The 19607-nt window shown below is 63.8% G+C and carries 21 protein-coding genes; 5 read left to right on the top strand and 16 right to left on the bottom strand.

Annotated features, from left to right (window positions below; genetic code table 11):
* Positions 1-28: 28 nt before the first annotated feature.
* Complete coding sequence (locus tag ABIC03_RS28640) at positions 29-1171, top strand: OpgC domain-containing protein (RefSeq protein ID WP_354063003.1); 1143 nt, start codon at positions 29-31, stop codon at positions 1169-1171.
* Positions 1172-1259: 88 nt separating this feature from the next.
* Positions 1260-1868 (top strand): TetR/AcrR family transcriptional regulator, encoded by a 609-nt coding sequence (locus ABIC03_RS28635; protein ID WP_354063213.1) that lies wholly within the window; start codon positions 1260-1262, stop codon positions 1866-1868.
* Here the strand turns inward: ABIC03_RS28635 and ABIC03_RS28630 are convergent.
* From ABIC03_RS28630 to urtA, 15 genes are all read right to left on the bottom strand, one after another.
* Positions 1865-3532, bottom strand: coding sequence for a CHASE domain-containing protein (locus tag ABIC03_RS28630; RefSeq protein ID WP_275172271.1), 1668 nt, complete (start codon positions 3530-3532; stop codon positions 1865-1867). The genes ABIC03_RS28635 and ABIC03_RS28630 overlap by 4 nt on opposite strands.
* A gap of 298 nt (positions 3533-3830) precedes the next feature.
* Complete coding sequence (ureG, locus tag ABIC03_RS28625) at positions 3831-4454, bottom strand: urease accessory protein UreG (RefSeq protein ID WP_275172272.1); 624 nt, start codon at positions 4452-4454, stop codon at positions 3831-3833.
* A gap of 159 nt (positions 4455-4613) precedes the next feature.
* A complete protein-coding gene (locus ABIC03_RS28620) occupies positions 4614-5342 on the bottom strand; it encodes an urease accessory protein UreF (protein ID WP_354063211.1) in 729 nt (242 codons plus the stop codon).
* Complete coding sequence (locus ABIC03_RS28615; protein WP_354063000.1) at positions 5323-5946, bottom strand: urease accessory protein UreE; 624 nt, start codon at positions 5944-5946, stop codon at positions 5323-5325. Before ABIC03_RS28615 ends, ABIC03_RS28620 begins: the two co-directional genes overlap by 20 nt.
* A 14-nt stretch (positions 5947-5960) precedes the next feature.
* Positions 5961-6260 (bottom strand): putative quinol monooxygenase, encoded by a 300-nt coding sequence (locus ABIC03_RS28610; protein ID WP_007599815.1) that lies wholly within the window; start codon positions 6258-6260, stop codon positions 5961-5963.
* Positions 6261-6402: 142 nt separating this feature from the next.
* On the bottom strand, positions 6403-8118 hold the full coding sequence (ureC, locus tag ABIC03_RS28605) for an urease subunit alpha (RefSeq protein WP_354062997.1): 1716 nt from the start codon (positions 8116-8118) through the stop codon (positions 6403-6405).
* Positions 8119-8155: 37 nt separating this feature from the next.
* Positions 8156-8695 (bottom strand): HD domain-containing protein, encoded by a 540-nt coding sequence (locus ABIC03_RS28600; RefSeq protein WP_275172275.1) that lies wholly within the window; start codon positions 8693-8695, stop codon positions 8156-8158.
* A gap of 57 nt (positions 8696-8752) precedes the next feature.
* Entirely contained in the window at positions 8753-9058 is a 306-nt protein-coding gene (locus ABIC03_RS28595; protein ID WP_354062995.1) for an urease subunit beta, read from the bottom strand.
* Positions 9059-9169: 111 nt separating this feature from the next.
* Positions 9170-9472, bottom strand: a complete 303-nt coding sequence (locus ABIC03_RS28590) for an urease subunit gamma (RefSeq protein WP_275172276.1) — start codon at positions 9470-9472, stop codon at positions 9170-9172.
* A 24-nt stretch (positions 9473-9496) separates the two neighbouring features.
* Positions 9497-10327 carry an urease accessory protein UreD gene (locus tag ABIC03_RS28585; RefSeq protein ID WP_354062993.1) on the bottom strand — a complete coding sequence of 277 codons (831 nt, stop codon included), beginning with the start codon at positions 10325-10327 and terminating at the stop codon, positions 9497-9499.
* Between the two features lie 32 nt (positions 10328-10359).
* Positions 10360-11055 (bottom strand): urea ABC transporter ATP-binding subunit UrtE, encoded by a 696-nt coding sequence (gene urtE, locus ABIC03_RS28580; protein ID WP_007605420.1) that lies wholly within the window; start codon positions 11053-11055, stop codon positions 10360-10362.
* A 3-nt stretch (positions 11056-11058) separates the two neighbouring features.
* On the bottom strand, positions 11059-11820 hold the full coding sequence (urtD, locus tag ABIC03_RS28575; protein WP_275172278.1) for an urea ABC transporter ATP-binding protein UrtD: 762 nt from the start codon (positions 11818-11820) through the stop codon (positions 11059-11061).
* Positions 11817-12995, bottom strand: a complete 1179-nt coding sequence (gene urtC, locus ABIC03_RS28570; protein WP_275172279.1) for an urea ABC transporter permease subunit UrtC — start codon at positions 12993-12995, stop codon at positions 11817-11819. The genes urtD and urtC overlap by 4 nt, the downstream gene beginning before the upstream one ends.
* Positions 12992-14599: an urea ABC transporter permease subunit UrtB gene (gene urtB / locus ABIC03_RS28565; RefSeq protein ID WP_275172280.1), complete on the bottom strand. Its 1608-nt coding sequence runs from the start codon at positions 14597-14599 to the stop codon at positions 12992-12994. The genes urtC and urtB overlap by 4 nt, the downstream gene beginning before the upstream one ends.
* Positions 14600-14683: 84 nt before the next feature.
* Positions 14684-16006, bottom strand: coding sequence for an urea ABC transporter substrate-binding protein (gene urtA / locus ABIC03_RS28560; RefSeq protein WP_007599797.1), 1323 nt, complete (start codon positions 16004-16006; stop codon positions 14684-14686).
* A 479-nt stretch (positions 16007-16485) separates the two neighbouring features.
* Between urtA and ABIC03_RS28555 the strand changes: the two genes are divergently transcribed.
* The 3 genes from ABIC03_RS28555 (at position 16486) to ABIC03_RS28545 (ending at position 18874) form a co-directional block, all read left to right on the top strand.
* Positions 16486-18081 (top strand): DEAD/DEAH box helicase, encoded by a 1596-nt coding sequence (locus ABIC03_RS28555; protein WP_275172281.1) that lies wholly within the window; start codon positions 16486-16488, stop codon positions 18079-18081.
* 23 nt (positions 18082-18104) lie between these two features.
* The gene (gene infA / locus ABIC03_RS28550) at positions 18105-18392 is read left to right on the top strand and encodes a translation initiation factor IF-1 (protein ID WP_007599789.1); all 288 of its coding nucleotides are present in this window, start codon (positions 18105-18107) and stop codon (positions 18390-18392) included.
* Positions 18393-18661: 269 nt separating this feature from the next.
* Positions 18662-18874, top strand: coding sequence for a cold-shock protein (locus ABIC03_RS28545; RefSeq protein WP_007599788.1), 213 nt, complete (start codon positions 18662-18664; stop codon positions 18872-18874).
* Positions 18875-18974: 100 nt separating this feature from the next.
* Here ABIC03_RS28545 and ABIC03_RS28540 read toward each other — a convergent pair whose 3' ends face one another.
* Complete coding sequence (locus tag ABIC03_RS28540) at positions 18975-19595, bottom strand: TadE/TadG family type IV pilus assembly protein (protein WP_275172282.1); 621 nt, start codon at positions 19593-19595, stop codon at positions 18975-18977.
* Positions 19596-19607 lie beyond the last annotated feature (12 nt).

Here is a 19607-nt window from a genome sequence, read left to right as displayed (position 1 = left end):
GCCCCTGATTCCAAAAGCCATTTTTTCGATGAAACCGTCCGTCCAGGCGAACCTCGCCGCATTCCATCACGACCCCCGGCTCTATTTGACGCTCGGCATCGCCAACTGGTCGGTTTTCGTCGACCACATCCCGAACAACGTCGTCAATTTGCTGACGCTGCGCAACTTCGGCTTCAGCGGCGCCGCAGACTTGTTCGTGTTCGTGGTGGGCTATGGCGTCGCGATCATTCACGGCAGGATAGCACTGGAGCGCGGCTACGTCGTCGCGGCGACGCGCATCTTTCGCCGCGTCTGGCGGCTGTATGCCGCCTATGTCGTCCTGTTCGTGATCTATATCGACACCATCGCCTATGTCGCCTCGCAATCCAAGGCGCCCGAGATCATCCACGAATACAACATATCGGGAATTCTCGAGCACCCACTGCGCATCCTGGTGCGCGGCCTCGTGCTCCAGGAGGAGCCGCTGAATCTCGACCTGTTACAGCTGATGATACCGCTGATGGCCTTCTTTCCGTTCGCGCTGTGGGGGCTGTTGCGGCGGCCGAACCTGACGCTTGCGGCATCGGTCGCGCTGTACGTTGCGGCACGCTGGTTCGACTGGAATTTCCGGGTCTATCCGGACCAGGAGTGGACCTTCAACCCGTTCTGCTGGCAGATGCTGATGGTGCTGGGCGGCTGGTTCGCCGTGACCGGTGCGTCGGGCCGCGCGCTGCACGGCCTGTCCTGGCTGCGCGTGCTCGCAGGCGCCTATCTCGTATTCGCGATGACGATCACGCTGATGCGCCACTCGCCGGCGCTTGCCGCCTACCTACCGGACATCGTGCTCAACAACATCACGCCGACCGACAAGGAAAACCTCGCACCCTATCGCGTGGTCCACTTCCTCGCGCTCGCTTTCCTCGCGACACATCTCGTCCCGGCCGATCATCCCGGCCTGCAATGGAGATCGCTACGGGCGGTCATCAGATGCGGCGAGGAATGGCTCGCGGTGTTCTGCGTCGGCGTATTCCTGTCCTTAGCCGGCCATCTCATCCTGATCACCGGCGCCAATCTGGTGGTGATGCAGATCGCCGTGAGTCTGGCCGGCTTCGCGGCGATGGCCGCGGTTGCATATTACATCGCCTGGTCGAAGCGGCAGGACCTGCCCGCGGCCTTGCGGCAGCAGGCCTAACCCGGCACCCTCCGATTCCGCTAGGCCGGCCATCACGGCTGGGCTATGCGGAGCGGCAGCGGATTGCGCGAGGAGACCGGGCGTGGTGATGGCGAATGGCGGGGGTGAGGGAGACGAGACCGCGCCCCGGCGCGGCCGGCCAAGGTCGATCGAGACCACCAACGCCATTCTCCAAAGCGCCTATGCGCTGATGGCCACCACCGGCCTTGCCGCCACCACCATTGACGCGATCGCGCGCCACTCCAGCGTCTCCAAGATGACGATCTACAAATGGTGGCCGTCCCGCGAAGCCTTGCTGATCGACGCCTTCCTTCACCATGCCGCGCAGATGCTGCCGCTGCCGCCTGCAAGCTCGGGCAGCCCTGCCGCGCGCGCACGCCGCCATGCCGCGGCCTATGCCGAAGCGCTCCAGGGCGAGTTCGGCAAGGTCCAGCTCGCCGTCATCTCGGAATGCATCTCCAAGACCGGCTCGGCGGAGCTGTTCTACGCCCGCTACCTGCAATTCCGACGCGACGCGCTGATCGAGATGATCGCCGCGGGCCAGAGCGACGGCAGCATTCTGGCGGAAGCACCGCCCCAGGATCTCTACGACGCGATCTATGGCGGCCTATTCTACCGCTACGTCTTCGGCATCGCGCCGGTCACACCGGCCTACGCGCGGACTCTGGTTGACCTCGTGCTGCGGCCGAAGATCTAGGGCGCTTTCCGCGCCGGCCGGATCGGTGCTGACAGCTTGTCGGTACGGTCGCGCTCGGTCATATCCTCGACCGTCTCCATCGGCGCGGTCAGCTCGTAGACATAGGAGACATCGGTGAAATAGCGCTTGGCGGTGCCGCCGAGCGCCTCGGGCGCGACGCGGTCGAGCAGGATCAGGCCGAAATCGGAATCGGGGCGGCGCGTCGCTTCGCTGGTGTTGAACTCCTCCCAGCGGAAATAGAAGACCTCGCCGGCCCCCTCGTTCGTCACCGTCCAATTGGCAGTGATGTGCGGATGCTTGCCGACCAGCGACAGGCCCTCGTCGGAATGCGAGGCGAGCTCGAAGAACAGCAGCGACAGGCTCTGCGCCGCGCGCGCGCTGACTGCGATATCAGGACCGGTAACGGCGATGCGGTCGGCATGCGGAATGGCGCGCGCCTCGAACAGGCCCTTCAGCTTGACGCCCTGCCATTGGCTCTCGCTGAGCAGTGAGACGACATTGGACATGGCGTGGATGCGGCCGATCAGGAGCTCGCGCGCGACATCGATGTCGGAGCCATGGCGCAGCGTACGGGTCACGATCGACTGGATCACCGCCAGGATGTTTTTGACCCGATGGTTGAGCTCGTCGATGACGGCCGTCAGCCGGCGCTCGAAGCCGATTCTGACCTGGATTTCCCGGCTGAGCCGCAAATTGTTGTAGGCGACATAGCCGAACAGGCCGCACACCATCGCGGTGATCGCAAAGCCGATCGCCGCCACGATGATCGCAGTCTGCTCGGCGCGGCGCGCCGAATTGGTCTTGGCGTAATAGCCGAGCTGCCAGTCGCGACCACCGAAGCTCACCGTGCGCGTCGCCGACGGCGCCGCCCCATCGGCTGCCGTCGTTCGGGCCGAGACCACGCCTTGATCGTTGGCGACGAGTTCGCCACCCTCCCGGCGCGGATCCTTCAGCGCGACCGCGAACAACGACATGTCGTCGTTGGTCAGCATCAGGGAAGAGAGCTCGTAGGAAAATGTGATGAAGCCCGCAGGCTCCGTCGCGCCCTCGGGGATGACGGGAGCGGCCACAATGATGCCGATTGGCCCGTCGCCTCGCAGGAGGGCAACCGGTTCTGAGGCAACCGATCTCTTCTCCACTCTGGCGCGCGTCAGCATGGCGCTGCGCACCTGATCCTGGTCGTAACTGCGGCCGGGCAACCCCTTGGTCTCGTTGCTGCGCGGCTCGAGATCCAGCAGCACGTCGATCGGCTGGGTGACACCTGCCGGATCGATCGGCTTGTCGTCATAGGTGCGGATTCGCGGATTGGGGAAGCCGGCGCTCGCGATGGCGGTCTGCGCTGCGGCAAGCTCGTTCGGCTTCAGGCGGGCAACCCAGCCCGCCACCACGAAATCGGTCTTGAAGGCGTAGATGGCCGAGCGCAGCGGCTCGAGCATGTTTGGCTTGAGCACCGACGGCGCCCGGAACAGGCCGGAGGCAACCCGCGCGAGCAGTTCGCGCTCGGTGAGCCGGTCCTGGACCAGGCTCGCATGGACGTCGATCGCGCGCGCCAGCGCGATCCGGTCCAGCGCCAGCTCCTGGTCGTGGACGCGATAAGCCGCAAGCCCGGAGAGCAGGGCTCCGAGAAGAGCAATGAAGCCGATGATGAAACCCAGCCTGACCACGCGACTACTCAGGCGAAAGCAGGAGGTCGGCAATAAACACGGAGCATATGGACGCCGCTCGAACGGGCACGTGCCGAAACAGGGTGAACCCCAATGGCCGAGATAATGGAGGAGGAGGCATCGATACGCAACTTGGGTCGCCTGAAAAGCTCAAATCCGCCCAGCCGATGGTCCGGCCGGGGCGGATTTGCTCCGGGCACCGGAGGTAATCAATCGCCGTGACCGAAATTTGTTCCGCGGACACGGCTCTGCCCAACGCGTTAACGGGGGAAACGCCTGCGTTAGGTCGTCGCGCCGGTCAGCCGGCCCGTTTCAAGCCGCCTTTGGCCTCAATGAAGCCGATGATGCGGTCCAACCCCTGGCTCTTCTTCAGGTTGGTCATGACGAACGGTCGCTCGCCGCGCATGCGCCTGGCGTCCGTCTCCATCTTTTCCAGGGAAGCGCCGACATAGGGCGCCAGGTCGATCTTGTTGATGACAAGGAGGTCGGACCGGGTGATGCCGGGGCCGCCCTTGGACGGGATCTTGTCGCCGGCCGCCACGTCGATGACGTAAATGGTGAGATCGGCGAGCTCCGGGGAAAAAGTGGCAGCGAGGTTATCACCGCCGGATTCGATCAGCACGAGATCGAGCCCGGGAAACTTGGCGCGCATATCCGCCACCGCGGCGAGATTCATCGAGGCATCCTCGCGGATCGCGGTGTGCGGGCAGCCGCCGGTCTCGACCCCTGCAATACGATCCGGCGTCAGCGAGCCCGAGCGTACCAGGAATTCCGCATCCCATTTGGTGTAGATGTCGTTGGTGATCGCGGCGATGTCGTAGCGCTCGCGCATGGTCTTGCAGAGCAGGTCCATCAGCGCGGTCTTACCCGATCCGACCGGACCGCCGACACCGACACGCAAGGGGCCGTGGGAAGTAGGCATTGAGTGTTTCCTATCGTCGTCCTGGCGAAAGCCAGGACCCATTACCACTGAACCCGATTGTCACGGCACGCTGGAGCCACATCTGTGCATAGCCACGCGCACTCGTGGTTATGGGTCCTGGCTTTCGCCAGGACGACGATGGAAAGCTGCGCACCCCGCTCATGACCGAAACAGCCGCGTATATTGCGTCTCGTGCCGCAGGCTGGCGAGGTCGGCGCGAAACGTTGCGCCGCCGACATCGTCCAGCGTCGCATTCAGCGCACGATTTGCAGTCGCGGCAACCGCGGCTTCCAGCCTCACCAGCACGCGCTGGCTGTCGGTCTGGCCGAGCGGAATGAGCCGGCTGGCTGCGGAAATCCAGTTCGAGACCAGCGCATGCAGGAAGGCGTGCAGCGTCGGCGCCAGCGGCACGCCGTGCATCGCGGCGACCACGCCAACAGCAACGGGATAGACCAATGGCGTGCGGCACGACGCAACCATGGCATCCAGCCCGTCGGCATCCCACGCGGCGCGGGCGATGTCGATGAAGGCACGGCCCTGCGATGTCGTCTCCAGCTGCCGCTCGCGCGACGGCACGAAGGCCGCGGCGAGCTCGGCGATATCGCTCAAGGTGTCGCCCTCGCCCGCTTCAGTGGCGCGATAGGCGTGGACCAGAAAGGTCGCATCGCAGAAGCCCGAGCCATCGCGAAGCATCGCATCGAGCCAGTCCGCGAGCGACGCGGTGTCGGTGATGTCGCCGGCCTCGACCGCCCATTCGATGCCGCTGGAGTAGGAAAAGCCCCCGACGGGAAACGCGGGCGACAGCCAGGTCATCAACCGGTACAGCGCCGCCGCCTCGCGCTCCGCGAGGTCGCGGGCAGCGACCGACTCATTTGTGGTCATGAGCATGCTTGTCGCCGTGGTCATGGTCGGGGTGATCGCAATGCTCGTCGTCGTGATGGTGATCGTGCCCGTCGCCATGTGCGGCATGACCATGGTGGTGATCATGACCGTGATGATCATGATGATCATCGTGGCCATGATCGTGATGCGCGTGGCCGTCGTGTCCATGCGCATGACCGGCATCGGCATAGGCGCCGCCCTCGGGATCGAACGGCGCCTCGATCTCGATTACACGCGCGCCGAGGCCCTTCACCATGGCTTCGATGACGTGGTCGCGGCGGATGCGCAGGCCCTTGGCCATGATCTGCGTCGGCAGATGGCGATTGCCGAGATGCCAGCCGACGCGAATGAGGTGGTGCGGATCGTGGCCGCGGATCTCAAGCAGCGGTTCGGGCGCGGCGACCACCTCGATCAGCCGACCGTCCTCCAACACCAGCGCATCGCCGCCGCGCAGCGCGACGGCATTCTCCAGGTCGAGCAGGAACTCGAGCCCCCGCGTCCCCGTCATCGCCATGCGGCGGCGGTGTCGATCGTCGAAATCGAGCACGACCGTATCCGCCGGCGCTTCCGCGAAGCGGTGTTGTCCCCTGACCTGCGTCGCCCGGATCATGCGCTTTTACCCCGTTACCGTGTCTCGACCTTCTCGGGCGTGATCACTTCGATCTTCGGCGGCGCCGTAAAACACTTCACCGCGACGCGGCCGAACGTCTTCATGTGCTCCATGGCGCGATGCGGCACCAGCGCCTCGGCATTCTCCCACTGCTCGACGAACACCATCTTGGCGGGATCGGTGACGCTCTCATGCAGATCATAGGCGATATTGCCGGGCTCCTTCCGGGTCTCCTTGATGCAGGCGGTGGCGGCTGCAATGAATTCGGCGCGCGTTTCGGGCTTGATGGTCAAGGTGGCGACGACGTAGATCACGAGAAATCCTCCCGGCTTTTCTTCTGGGCTTCAGATACCGGGCGGGACCTTAGACCAGGCGGGATCGAACGCAAAACTCGGAAAAGCCGCCCCCGGATATGCGACCAAGACATGGTCCGGAGACATGCGTTGAGGCGCTATTTCAGTACATGAAATATCGCTGCGCCATCGGCAGCACCTCGGCGGGGGCGCAGGTCAAAAGCTCGCCGTCGGCGCGGACCTCATAGGTCTCCGGATCGACCTCGATATTGGGGGTGGCATCGTTGTGGATCATGCTCTTCTTCGAGATCCTGCCGCGGGTGTTCTGGACCGCATAGAGCTTCTTGTCGATGCCGAGCTTGCGCGCGAGGCCGCCGGTGATGGCGGCCTTCGAGGTGAACACCACGGAGGACGCGGTCACCGCCTTGCCGAAGGCGCCGAACATCGGCTGGTAATGCACCGGTTGCGGGGTCGGAATCGAGGCGTTGGGATCGCCCATGGGAGCGGCGACGATCATGCCGCCCTTGACGACACAATCCGGCTTGACGCCGAAGAAGGCCGGCGACCACAGCACGAGATCGGCGAGCTTGCCCTTCTCCACCGAGCCGATCAGCTTCGAAACGCCATGGGCGATCGCGGGATTGATCGTGTATTTGGCGATGTAGCGCTTGACCCGGAAATTGTCGTTGTCCTTGCCCTTGTCCTGCGGCAGCGAGCCGCGCTGCTTCTTCATCTTGTCGGCGGTCTGCCAGGTCCGGATGATGACCTCGCCGAGGCGGCCCATGGCCTGGGAGTCCGAGGAGATCATCGAAAGCGCGCCGAGATCATGCAGGATGTCCTCGGCCGCGATGGTCTCCTTGCGGATGCGGCTTTCGGCGAACGCCAGATCTTCCGCGATCGAGGGATCGAGGTGATGGCACACCATCAGCATGTCCAGATGCTCGTCGATGGTGTTGCGCGTGAAAGGCCGCGTCGGATTGGTCGAGGACGGCAGCACGTTCTTCAGCCCCGCGACCTTGATGATATCGGGGGCGTGACCGCCGCCGGCGCCCTCGGTGTGGAAGGCGTGGATGGTGCGGCCCTTGAAGGCCTTGATCGTATCCTCAACGAAGCCGGATTCGTTGAGCGTGTCGGTGTGGATCATTACCTGGATGTCGTGATCGTCGGCCACCGACAGGCAGGTGTCGATCGCGGCCGGCGTGGTGCCCCAGTCTTCGTGCAGCTTCAGCGCACAGGCGCCGGCCTTGATCATCTCGACCAGCGCGGCGGGCCGCGAGGCGTTACCCTTGCCGGAGATGCCGAGATTGACCGGGAAGGCGTCGAACGACTGGATCATCCGCCCCATGTGCCACGGCCCCGGCGTGCAGGTGGTAGCGAAGGTGCCGTGCGAGGGGCCGGTGCCGCCCCCGAGCATCGAGGTGACGCCGGACATCAGCGCGTGCTCGATCTGCTGCGGACAGATGAAATGGATGTGGCTGTCGAAGCCGCCGGCGGTGAGGATCTTACCTTCGCCCGCGATCACGTCCGTGCCGGGGCCGATGATGATGGTGACACCGGGCTGGATGTCGGGATTGCCGGCCTTGCCGATGCCGGCGATCATGCCGTCCTTGATCGCGACGTCGGCCTTCACGATACCCCAGTGATCGACGATCAGCGCGTTGGTGATGACGGTGTCCGCCGCGCCCTGCTTGTTGGTGACCTGCGACTGGCCCATGCCGTCGCGGATCACCTTGCCGCCGCCGAACTTCACTTCCTCGCCGTAGGTGGTGAAATCCTTCTCGACCTCGATGATGAGGTCGGTGTCGGCCAGCCGCACCTTGTCGCCGGTCGTCGGGCCGAACATGTCGGCATAGACGGAACGCTTTATTTTGACGGACATCACAAGCCCCGTTTGCGTTTGAATGCTGGATCGGCGCTCACAGCGAGGTCCTCGCTGTAAGCACCATGTCATCGAATGTCGTATCGATCCAAGAGTTGTCGCCGCGGCAACCGGCGACAACCTGCTCGGCCCAGTCGGTGTAATCGACGAGGTCGTCACGTTCCTCGGCCGTCGGATCCGAATGTACGCGCGCGCCGATATTGCTGATCTTGTCGGCGATCTTGATCAGCCTGGCGCCAGCCGACTTCTTCGGTGCGTCGAGCACCTGACGCCGCCGCCGCTCCGGCTTAGGCAGGCTCATATCGTCGGTGCATTCCTCGACAAGCGACGCGACACGGTCGGAGAATTTTTGCGCGAGCTCCTCGCGCGTGGTGTCGGTGTCCTCGATCGCATCATGCAGCCAGCCGGCTGCAACAAGTTCGGCGTCGGCGCCGTCGGTCGCGGTGGCAAGCAGGTTCGCGACCTCGGCGAGGTGGTTGATGTAAGGCTCATGACCGCGGCCCTTGCGCGCCATCCCGTTGTGACGGCGCGCGGCGAGCTCGGCGGCTTCGGAGACGAGGCGGACAGGTGACAGCATGGCAAAGTCCTCCGTTTTCGCCTCAACCGTGCCGCGCCACGCTCGTTCCTGTGGAATTCACAGCTTCCCCATCACGTCGCCGCGGAATCCGTAGATGGTCTTCTTGCCGGCCACCGCGACGAGCTGGACGTCACGGGTCTGGCCCGGCTCGAAGCGAACCGCGGTGCCGGCGGCGATGTCGAGGCGCATGCCGCGGGCCTTCTTGCGGTCGAACTTCAGGGCGGGGTTGGTCTCGAAGAAATGGTAATGCGAGCCGACCTGGATCGGACGGTCGCCGGTGTTGGCAACCGTCAGCATCACGGTCTTGCGGCCCGCGTTGAGCTCGATCTCGCCGTCCTGGATGAAGAGTTCGCCGGGGATCATTCTATCCTCCTCGTCATTCCGGGGCTCGCGCAACGAGAACCCGGAATCTCGATCAACAATTGCTGGATTCCGGGTTCGCCCTTCAGGCGCCCCGGAATGACGAATTCAAAACTACCTGATCGGTTCGTGCACGGTGACGAGCTTGGTGCCGTCCGGAAAGGTCGCCTCTACCTGGATGTCGTGGATCATCTCGGGAATGCCCGGCATCACCTGGTCGCGGTTGAGGACCTGCGCGCCCGCCTGCATCAACTCGGCGACGGTGCGACCGTCCCGCGCGCCCTCGAGGATGAAATCGGAGATGAGCGCGATCGCCTCGGGATGGTTGAGCTTGACGCCGCGATCCAGCCGGCGGCGGGCTACGATCGCCGCCATCGAGATCAGAAGCTTGTCCTTTTCGCGGGGAGACAGGTTCATGCGAAATCTCTTCCGTTCACTTCGTCAATTCAACCAGAGTCGCGGTAGCGCCGCGCCGGTGCGCGCCAATACGGCCATCATGTCACCGCGCAAGCACGCCGCATCTTGGGCACAGAACCGCGCCATTGCAAAGCCATTCCAGGCGGATATCCCGACCTCGCCGGCGAAGGATTCCGAGGCCTCGCGGAGACGCTCGATCAGGGCCTCGTCGCCGGGCACGATCAGCGCCGTCCCGATCGCAGCGCCGCCCTTCGCCACCGCCGATCGCGCAAGCTTTGCGCCGATATTGCCGTCGAGCCTGACCGTCTCGGCGAACACGAGCTTGCCGCCACGGCGCAGCCGCCAGCGGTCGACGAACTCGCCCTGCTCCATCCGTTCACCCATCGCGGTACGGCCGAACACCACGATCTCGCAGAGCAGGAGCGAGGCAGTTGCATCGAGGTCTATGTCGAAGCGACGCCGCACGCGCGCCCGGTCGAACAGGATCGTCTCCTGCGGCAGCCAGCCGAGATGTGCGCCTGCGGCAACCTTCAGCGCAATATTGAGCTCCGCCGCCTGCCCTGGCGCGCGGTAGACCTTTTCCGCGGCCGCCGTCGTCAGCGTCAGCTTCGAGCCATCTGCGGCCGCGATCTCGATGTCGAAGCGGTCGCCGCCGGCGACACCACCGGCGGTGTTGACGAACACACCGGAGAGACCCTCGTCCTCCGGCGAAGGGAAGCGAATGCGCAGGGAGCCGGACTCATGCAAGATCCCGCGACGTGTCACACCGTCGCGCGCGTGAACGTCGAAGCGCACCGCGCCGCGGGCACGGTTGGCGTCGAACACCGAAGATGTCGCCAAAACGTCGCTGCGCATCCGCCTCCCCAGCCGGTCGCGGCAGAATGGGCCTACAGCGCCATCTGGCGGCTGATTTCGCTCGCGTCGAGATTGGAGCGGTCGCAGGTGAACTTCACCGCGCCGCGATCCATCACCGCAAAACTGTCGCCGAGTTCGCAGGCAAAGTCGAGATATTGTTCGACCAGCACGATCGCGATGTTGCCGAGGTTGCGCAGGTACGAGATGGCACGGCCGATGTCCTTGATGATCGAGGGCTGGATGCCCTCCGTCGGCTCGTCGAGCAGCAGCAGCTTTGGCCGCATCACGAGCGCGCGCCCGATTGCGAGCTGTTGCTGCTGGCCACCGGAGAGGTCGCCACCGCGCCGGCCGAGCATGGATTGCAGCACCGGGAATAGCGAGTACACGTCGTCCGGAATGTGCTTGTCCTCGCGCCTGAGCGGGCCGAAGCCGGTCTTGAGATTCTCCTCGACCGTCAGGAGCGGAAAGATCTCGCGCCCCTGCGGCACGAAGCCGATGCCCTTGCGCGCACGCTCATAGGGCTTCAGGCCCGTGATATCGCTGCCGTCGAGCACGATCGCGCCCGACGAGATCGGGTACTGCCCGACCATGGCGCGCAGGAGTGAGGTCTTGCCGACGCCGTTGCGCCCGAGCACGCAGGTGACCTTGCCGGGCTCGGCCGCGATCGAGACGCCGCGCAGCGCCTGCGCCGCGCCGTAGAACAGGTTGATGTCCTTGACCTCAAGCATCGCTCAGCGCCCCAGATAGACTTCGATGACCCGCTCGTTGGACGAGACCTGGTCGATGGTGCCTTCCGCGAGCACGGTACCCTCGTGCAGGCAAGTGACCTTGACGCCGAGCTCGCGCACGAACGTCATGTCGTGTTCGACCACCATCACGGTGTGGGTCTTGTTGATTTGCTTGAGCAGCTCGGCGGTGAGATGCGTCTCGACGTCGGTCATCCCAGCGACGGGCTCGTCGACGAGAAGCAGTTTCGGATCCTGGGCGAGCAGCATGCCGATCTCGAGCCACTGCTTCTGGCCGTGGCTGAGGCTGCCGGCGAGACGGCTGCGGGCATCGGTGAGGCGGATCGTCTCCAGCACCTTGTCGATCTGCTCGGATTCCGCCCGGCTGCCGCGCCAGAACAGCGTACCCTTGACGCTGTGGTCGACATTGAGCGCGAGCAGCAAATTGTCCTGCACGGTCTGGCTCTCGAACACGGTCGGCTTCTGGAATTTGCGGCCGATGCCGAGTTCGGCGATGCGGGTCTCGTCCAGCCGCGTCAGATCGGTGACGCCGTCGAACAGCACGGTGCCTTCGTCGGGCTTGGTCTTGCCGGTGATGATGTCCATCATCGTGGTCTTGCCGGCGCCGTTCGGGCCGATGATGGCGCGCATCTCGCCGGGCTCGAGCGTCAGCGAGAGGTTGTTGATGGCGTGGAAGCCGTCGAACGAGACGTGCACGCCGTCGAGATAGAGCATCGCGGAGGTCGCGCGGGTGTCCATGACGTTCATTGCGCTTCCTCCGCCATTTTGGCTTCGGTGACGCCGTCCTCGGCCGCGGCGCTCGTAGTTTTCTCCGCGAGGCGCCTTTCCTTCGACGAGTCCCACCAGGCGTTGAAAGTGCCGACGATACCCTTGGGCAGCAGCAGCGTCACCAGGATGAACATGGCACCCAGCATGAACAGCCAGTAGGGCGCAAGCATGCCGGAGGTGAAGAACGTTTTCGCGTAGTTGACGACGACGGCGCCAAGCGCAGCGCCGACCAGCGTACCGCGGCCCCCGACGGCAACCCAGATCACCGCCTCGATCGAATTGCCCGGAGCGAATTCGCTCGGGTTGATGATGCCGACCTGCGGCACATAGAGCGCGCCGGCGACGCCAGCCATGCAGGCCGACACCGTGAACACGAACAGCTTGTAGGATTCGACGCGATAGCCAAGGAAGCGCGTACGCGATTCCGCATCGCGCACGGCGATCAGCACCTTGCCGAGCTTGGACGAAACGATGGCGCGGCAGATCAGGAAGCCAGCGATCAGCGCCAGGCAGCTCAGCGCGAACAGCGCAGCACGCGTGCCCTCGGCCTGCACGTTGAAGCCCAAAATGTCCTTGAAGTCGGTCATGCCGTTGTTGCCGCCGAAGCCGAAATCATTGCGGAAGAAAGCAAGCAGCAGCGCATAGGTCATCGCCTGCGTGATGATCGACAGATACACGCCCGTGACGCGCGAGCGGAAGGCGAGCCAGCCGAAGCAAAAGGCCAGCAGCCCCGGCACGATCAGCACCATCAGCGCGGCAAACCAGAACATGTCGAAGCCGTACCAGTACCAGGGCAGCTTCGAATAGTTCAGGAACACCATGAAGTCCGGCAGGATCGGGTTGCCGTAGACGCCGCGGCTGCCGATCTGCCGCATCAGATACATGCCCATCGCGTAGCCGCCGAGCGCGAAGAAGGCGCCGTGGCCGAGCGAGAGGATGCCGCAATAGCCCCAGATCAGGTCGATCGAGAGCGCCAGGATGGCGTAGCAGACATATTTGCCCCAGAGCGCGACGAGATAAGTCGGCACTTGCAGGAACGAGCCCGCCGGCAGCAGCAGGTTGGAGAGCGGGATGAGGATGCCGCAGGCCACGACGACGGCAAGGAAGATCGTCGCGCCGCGGTCCAGCGATCGCGTCAGCATGTGAGGGGTCATGCTTCCACCGCACGGCCCTTGAGCGCGAACAGGCCGCGCGGCCGCTTTTGAATGAACAGGATGATGAGAACGAGGATGGCGATCTTGCCGAGCACGGCGCCGGCGACCGGCTCCAGGAATTTGTTGGCTATGCCGAGCGTGAAGGCGCCGACCAGCGTGCCCCAGAGATTGCCAACGCCGCCGAACACCACGACCATGAAGCTGTCGATAATGTAGCTCTGGCCGAGATTGGGGCTGACATTGTCGATCTGCGACAGCGCTACGCCGGCGATGCCGGCGATGCCCGAGCCGAGGCCGAAGGTCAGTGCGTCGACACGCGAAGTCGCGATGCCCATCGAGGCCGCCATGCGGCGGTTCTGCGTCACCGCGCGCATCTCGAGCCCGAGCGCCGTGTAGCGCAGCATCGCGAGCAGGATCGCGAACACCGCGAGCGTGAAGACCAGGATCCAGAGCCGGTTATAGGTGATGGTGATCTGGCCGAGTTCGAACGCGCCGCTCATCCAGGAGGGGTTGCCGACCTCGCGGTTGGTCGGACCGAACATGGTGCGCACCGCCTGCTGCAGCACCAGCGACAGGCCCCACGTCGCCAGCAGCGTCTCCAGCGGACGGCCATAGAGAAAGCGGATGATGCTGCGCTCGATCACGACGCCGAGCGCGCCCGCCACCAGGAAGGCCAGCGGCACCGCGATCAGCAGCGAGTAGTCGAACAGGCCGGGATAGCGGGTGCGGATCACCTCCTGCACCACGAAGGTGGTGTAGGCCCCGATCATCACCATCTCGCCATGGGCCATATTGATGACGCCCATCACGCCGAAAGTGATGGCCAGCCCGATCGCGGCAAGCAGCAGCACCGAACCGAGCGAGAGGCCGTACCAGGCATTCTGCACCATCGACCAGACCGCGAGCGAACTCTGGATCGAGCCGATTGCGCTCGCGGCAGCCTTGGTCACCGAGGCCGGCTGGTCGCCCATGCCGGTGAGCAGCGCCATCGCCTCCTGGTCGCCGCGCGCCTTGATGGTGGCAACAGCTTCGAGCTTCTCCACCTCGGTGGCGTCAGGCTTGAACAACAAGATCGCCGCACGGGCGTCGCCGAGCGCAGCCTTGACGGATCGGTTGGTTTCCTTGGCGAGCGCGCCATCGACGGCTTCGAGCGACGTCTCCTCATGCGACTTGAAGACGGATTGCGCGGCCTGGAGCCGCGCTCCGATGTCCGGTGACTGCAGCGTCAGGCTGCCGATCGCGGCATCGACGCTCCGGCGCAGGCGGTTGTTGAGGCGGACCGCGCTTGCACTGTCGGGTACGCTGGCCACGGCCTGACCGGTCGCGGCATCAATCGACTTGCCGTCCGCGCCGGTGACGTAAACCTTCTTGCTATCGGGATCGGCCATGAGCCGGCCGTCCTGGAGCGCGCTGATGATCGGAAAGGCCAGCGTATTGCCGCTGCTCGCGACGACGCCGATCGCCTCTTCCGTGTCGGAATAATCATCGTTGGCGAATTTGGCGACCGCATCCTCGAACGGGCCGGCGAAGGCCGGCAGTGCGAACGCGATCAGGAATAACGAGAGCAGGAGCGAACAGAGGCGGGCGGACAAATTGGCTGGCACTGTGAAAGACCCCGGCAGAAAAGGGTGGAGAAGGCGGCGGGATCGCCGCCTTCTCCGATCGTGCAATGGAGCGTCAGATCCGGATCAGGAGCCCGAACCGAGACACTTGTTGGTCTTGGTGTTGAAGTTACCGCACTTCTTGCCAACCCAGTCGCCGACCAGGTCCTTGGAGCCGTCGAGCTCCTTCGACCAGGCGTCGCCCGCGACAAGACCCGGGGTCTTCCACACCACGTCGAACTGGCCGTTGGCTTTAATTTCGCCAATGAACACCGGCTTGGTGATGTGATGGTTGGGAAGCATCTTGGAGGTGCCGCCGGTCAGGTTCTTGGCTTCGATGCCCGGGAGCGCATCGATCACCTTGTCCGGATCGGTCGACTTCACCTTCTCGACCGCCTTGACCCACATGTCGAAGCCGATCACGTGCGCTTCCATCGGATCGTTGGTCACGCGCTTCGGATTCTTGGTGTAGGTCTGCCACGCCTTGATGAACTTCTCGTTCTCCGGCGACTTGATCGACTGGAAGTAGTTCCAGGCGGCGAGATGGCCGAGCAGCGGCTTGGTGTCGATGCCGGCGAGTTCTTCCTCACCCACCGAGAACGCGACGACCGGGATGTCCTTCGCCTTGATGCCCTGGTTGCCGAGCTCCTTGTAGAAGGGAACGTTGGCGTCGCCGTTGATGGTCGAGACCACCGCGGTCTTCTTGCCGGCCGAGCCGAACTTCTTGATGTCGGCCACGATCGTCTGCCAGTCGGAATGACCGAACGGCGTGTAGTTGATCATGATGTCTTCCTGGGCGACACCCTTGGACTTCAGATAGGCTTCCAGGATCTTGTTGGTGGTGCGCGGATAGACGTAGTCGGTGCCCGCGAGCACCCAGCGCTTCACCTTCTCGTCCTTCATCAGATAGTCGACGGCGGGGATCGCCTGCTGGTTCGGCGCGGCACCGGTGTAGAACACGTTGCGCTCGCTCTCCTCGCCCTCGTACTGCACGGGGTAGAACAGAATGCTGTTCAGCTCCTTGAACACCGGGAGCACCGACTTGCGCGACACCGAGGTCCAGCAGCCGAACACGACCGAGACCTTGTCCTTGGTGATCAGCTCGCGCGCCTTCTCGGCGAACAGCGGCCAATTCGAAGCGGGATCGACCACGACGGCTTCGAGCTTCTTGCCGTTGACGCCGCCCTTCTTGTTCTGCTCGTCGATCAGGAAGAGGATGGTGTCCTTCAGCGTGGTTTCGCTGATGGCCATGGTGCCGGAGAGGGAATGAAGCACGCCGACCTTGATGGTGTCGTCCGCGGCTTTCGCACCAGAAATGGAAGCCAGACCAAGCATCAGTCCGGCGGTCGCGGCTAGAACGCCACGGCGGCTAAATGGCGCCGCTATATCGTGAGTGGATTTGCTATGCATGAGTGTCTCATCTCCCTGACGCAGACGTGAAAACGCTGCGAAACGGCCCCAACGGCCGCCTGCGATTAACGGATTCGCAAGAACCGTGCCATGGATTAGACACCTATTAACGCATTGATTCTGTTGAAAAAAGTGAGAGAAAACGAAGGACCGCCATGACCAAGCCGCCTAAACATTGAGCAATTCAAATGTATGCGAATGCGGCAAGCAGGTTAATTTATAAGCAAATTCCTCGCTCTGGCTAAATTTCCGGCATAACTATTTCTGCACCGCGATCGCCGTTTGTGTGGGGTGTGCCTTGAAAGCGCCGCCTCAATGTTCCATATGGAAGCCGAGGCCTCCTGCGAATCAGGAGACCGTTGCGAGCCGCGTGTTCTTAAGCCCTTGCGGGCGTTTGGCTTGCCCCATCCCATCAAGCCATCCGACACCCCAAACACGCAGGTGTCCCTCTCGACACCCTTTTGCGCGCGCCGCGCTGAATGCGCCGGGCGCCCGCTTTTGACATGGAAAGAACCCATCTTTTGACTTCGTTTCAGGATTTCGGCCTCGCCGAACCCATCGCGCGTGCTCTCACCGAAGAGAACTACGTCACCCCCACCCCCATCCAGGCCCAGACGATTCCGACCGCGCTGACCGGCCGCGACGTCGTCGGCATCGCCCAGACCGGAACCGGCAAGACTGCGTCCTTCGCGCTGCCGATCCTGCACCGCCTGCTTGAGAATCGCATCAAGCCGCAGCCGAAGACGGCCCGCGTCCTGGTGCTGTCGCCGACCCGCGAACTGTCCGGCCAGATCCTCGACAGTTTCAACGCCTATGGCCGCCACATCCGCTTGTCCTCGACGCTCGCCATCGGCGGCGTGCCGATGGGCCGTCAGGTCCGCTCGCTGATGCAGGGCGTCGAGGTGCTGGTCGCCACCCCCGGCCGTTTGCTCGACCTCGTGCAGAGCAACGGACTGAAGCTTGGAAGCGTCGAGTTCCTCGTGCTCGACGAGGCCGACCGCATGCTCGACATGGGCTTCATCAACGACATCCGGAAAATCGTCGCCAAGCTGCCGATCAAGCGGCAAACGCTGTTCTTCTCGGCCACCATGCCGAAGGATATCGCCGAGCTGGCCGACGCCATGCTGCGCGACCCCGCCCGCGTCGCGGTGACCCCGGTCTCCTCGACCGTGGAGCGCATCCAGCAGCGCATCATCCAGGTCGACTTCTCCGCGAAGCCGGCGTTCCTCGCCCAGCTGTTGAAACAGGAGCAGGTCAACCGCGCATTGGTTTTCACCCGCACCAAGCACGGCGCGGATAAGGTGGTGAAGACGCTCGAGAAGGCCGGCATTCCCGCCAGCGCCATCCATGGCAACAAGTCGCAGAACCACCGCGAACGGACACTCGCGCTGTTCCGCACCGGCGAGATCCGCACGCTCGTCGCCACCGATATCGCCGCCCGCGGCATCGATGTCGACGGCATCACCCACGTCATCAATTTCGACCTGCCCAACGTGCCGGAGACCTATGTGCATCGCATCGGCCGCACCGCGCGCGCGGGTGCCGAGGGCACCGCGATCTCGCTGGTCGCGGGCGGCGAGGAGCTCAGCTATCTCCGCGACATCGAGCGGCTGATCAAGGTGGCGCTGCCGCGTGAGGATCGCCGTACCGACGCCGGCCGCCGCGATGCGGGCCCGCCCCCGCAGCAGCAACGACAGGGTCGGCCGAGCCGCCCGGGCCAGCGTCCGCAAGGCGCAAGGCATGGTGAGGGACGCCACGGTGACGGTCGCCGTGCCGACGAAAGGCATGCGGACGGGCGACACCACAGTGCCGCCAAGCAGGGCGACGGAAGGCCCGGCGAGGGACGGCATGGCGACGCCAGGCGTGCTGACGCACGGCCCGGGAGTGGCCCGAAGGCTTCGAAGGCTCCTCGTCGCGACCACGCCGGCGGCAAGGCGCATTCTTCGCCAAACGGCCGTCCGGAACAGCGTTCCGCGCATAGCGCCGGGGCGTCTGATGGGATACAAGGCGTTGCCTTTTTGCGCCGCGAGAGTCGGCCGAACGGCCAACCGAACCGCAAACCCCATTCGCACTAGCCGTCCACGACCTGGAGAAATTCATGGCTAAGGAAGAGCTGATCCAGTTCGAAGGACTGGTCACCGAAATCCTCCCCGACGCGCGCTACCGCGTGCAACTCGACGCCGGACACGAGATCGTCGCCTACACCGCCGGCAAGATGAAGAAGAACCGCATCAAGACTCTGGCGGGCGACCGCGTGACGGTGGAGATGTCGCCCTATGACCTCGAAAAGGGCCGGCTGATTTTCCGCCACAAGGACGAACGTCCGAGCGGGATGGGCGGACCTCCGCGTCCCGGACAGCGCGGCGGCCAGTTCCGCAGACGCTAGTCGGGGCCCAGCGCGCGAGCGCGGACCTGAAATTCCGACCTGTATGCTGATCCGCCGTGACCATCACGGCGGATCAAAAAATCGTGCACGTCAGCATTGTTTTGGGACTCTGTTTCCAATAAAATGAATTAATCGATTTTCGGCCGGACGACATTAGCATCCACCGGTACAGCCGGTTCAGACACGCTGACGACCCTTCCAAAAATTCGATCTAACCTGTCCGCGCAAGCGGGCTCTGACATTGTGTTATCTGAGAAGGGACTACCCCCATGAGCATGGGAACCGTGAAGTGGTTTAACGCGACCAAAGGCTTCGGCTTCATCCAGCCCGACGATGGCGGCCAGGACGTGTTCGTCCACATCAGCGCTGTGGAGCGTGCAGGCCTCGGCACGCTGCGCGAAGGTCAGAAGATCTCCTACGAGATCGTGGCCGACCGCCGTTCCGGCAAGTCGGCAGCGGACAATCTCCGCTCCGCCGGTTGAGCCTACCGCTTACGGGCCCCGATCGGCTCGAGCGAACAATCAAGGAAAAGGCCGGACGCGACGCCCGGCCTTTTTTCAATCCAGGATCTGCTCTCGTATTTCAGCACGGCGACACTACGCCGGTGTAAGGAACGCAGGTGACCTGGCGCGGCCGCGTGTAGGAGACATCGCTCAGCGTGATGCCCGACTTCAGGACGAACTTGACGGAAGGCGTGTACACGTAGCTCGCCTGGCTGAAAATGAGGTAGGTCGACGGGATCAAGAGCGTCGGCGGAATCATCGAGGTGACCGTGGTACCCTGAGCCAGAGCCGGGGGCGGAGCCGTCAGCGTGGCCTGCGTCGCACCGTTCGCAATGGTGGCGGACTTGCTCCATTGAATCTTGGCGACACTGCTTGAATCGATTTTGATCTGAACCACCGTGCCGTTCACAAGCGTAGCGTCGTAAGGCATGATCATCGATATGCTTGCGGTGAACGTGTCCTGCAGGTCGCCATTGTCGACCGATGTTGACTGCGACGTCAAATCGGACAGAGTCCGTGCAATCATTGTGACTTTGCGATTGATCGCCACGGCCGACGAAAATTCGACGGTGCCGAAGAACATCACCAGCATTAGCGGCACGATGACCGCGAACTCGGTCGCCGCGATCGCACGCCTGTCGGCGACGAAGTCGCGCACGGAGCTACGGGCATTCCTCCAGATATTCGCAATCGCCTGCATCGGTGCGCTCGG

Origin of the sequence: Bradyrhizobium sp. RT6a, assembly GCF_040547675.1 — a bacterium.
Lineage (GTDB): Bacteria > Pseudomonadota > Alphaproteobacteria > Rhizobiales > Xanthobacteraceae > Bradyrhizobium.
The sequence above is the reverse complement of the archived record's forward strand: the minus strand, read 5'-3'. Positions and strand labels throughout refer to the sequence as shown.

Coding starts and splice junctions, on each gene's coding strand:
- ABIC03_RS28640 (WP_354063003.1), top strand. CDS start 29: ATGAAACCGTCCGTCCAGGCGAACCTCGCCGCATTCCATCACGACCCC.
- ABIC03_RS28635 (WP_354063213.1), top strand. CDS start 1,260: ATGGCGAATGGCGGGGGTGAGGGAGACGAGACCGCGCCCCGGCGCGGC.
- ureG (WP_275172272.1), bottom strand. CDS start 4,454: ATGCCTACTTCCCACGGCCCCTTGCGTGTCGGTGTCGGCGGTCCGGTC.
- ABIC03_RS28620 (WP_354063211.1), bottom strand. CDS start 5,342: ATGCTCATGACCACAAATGAGTCGGTCGCTGCCCGCGACCTCGCGGAG.
- ABIC03_RS28615 (WP_354063000.1), bottom strand. CDS start 5,946: ATGATCCGGGCGACGCAGGTCAGGGGACAACACCGCTTCGCGGAAGCG.
- ureC (WP_354062997.1), bottom strand. CDS start 8,118: ATGTCCGTCAAAATAAAGCGTTCCGTCTATGCCGACATGTTCGGCCCG.
- ABIC03_RS28600 (WP_275172275.1), bottom strand. CDS start 8,695: ATGCTGTCACCTGTCCGCCTCGTCTCCGAAGCCGCCGAGCTCGCCGCG.
- ABIC03_RS28595 (WP_354062995.1), bottom strand. CDS start 9,058: ATGATCCCCGGCGAACTCTTCATCCAGGACGGCGAGATCGAGCTCAAC.
- ABIC03_RS28590 (WP_275172276.1), bottom strand. CDS start 9,472: ATGAACCTGTCTCCCCGCGAAAAGGACAAGCTTCTGATCTCGATGGCG.
- ABIC03_RS28585 (WP_354062993.1), bottom strand. CDS start 10,327: ATGCGCAGCGACGTTTTGGCGACATCTTCGGTGTTCGACGCCAACCGT.
- urtE (WP_007605420.1), bottom strand. CDS start 11,055: ATGCTTGAGGTCAAGGACATCAACCTGTTCTACGGCGCGGCGCAGGCG.
- urtD (WP_275172278.1), bottom strand. CDS start 11,820: ATGAACGTCATGGACACCCGCGCGACCTCCGCGATGCTCTATCTCGAC.
- urtC (WP_275172279.1), bottom strand. CDS start 12,995: ATGACCCCTCACATGCTGACGCGATCGCTGGACCGCGGCGCGACGATC.
- urtA (WP_007599797.1), bottom strand. CDS start 16,006: ATGCATAGCAAATCCACTCACGATATAGCGGCGCCATTTAGCCGCCGT.
- ABIC03_RS28555 (WP_275172281.1), top strand. CDS start 16,486: ATGCGCCGGGCGCCCGCTTTTGACATGGAAAGAACCCATCTTTTGACT.
- infA (WP_007599789.1), top strand. CDS start 18,105: ATGGCTAAGGAAGAGCTGATCCAGTTCGAAGGACTGGTCACCGAAATC.
- ABIC03_RS28545 (WP_007599788.1), top strand. CDS start 18,662: ATGAGCATGGGAACCGTGAAGTGGTTTAACGCGACCAAAGGCTTCGGC.
- ABIC03_RS28540 (WP_275172282.1), bottom strand. CDS start 19,595: ATGCAGGCGATTGCGAATATCTGGAGGAATGCCCGTAGCTCCGTGCGC.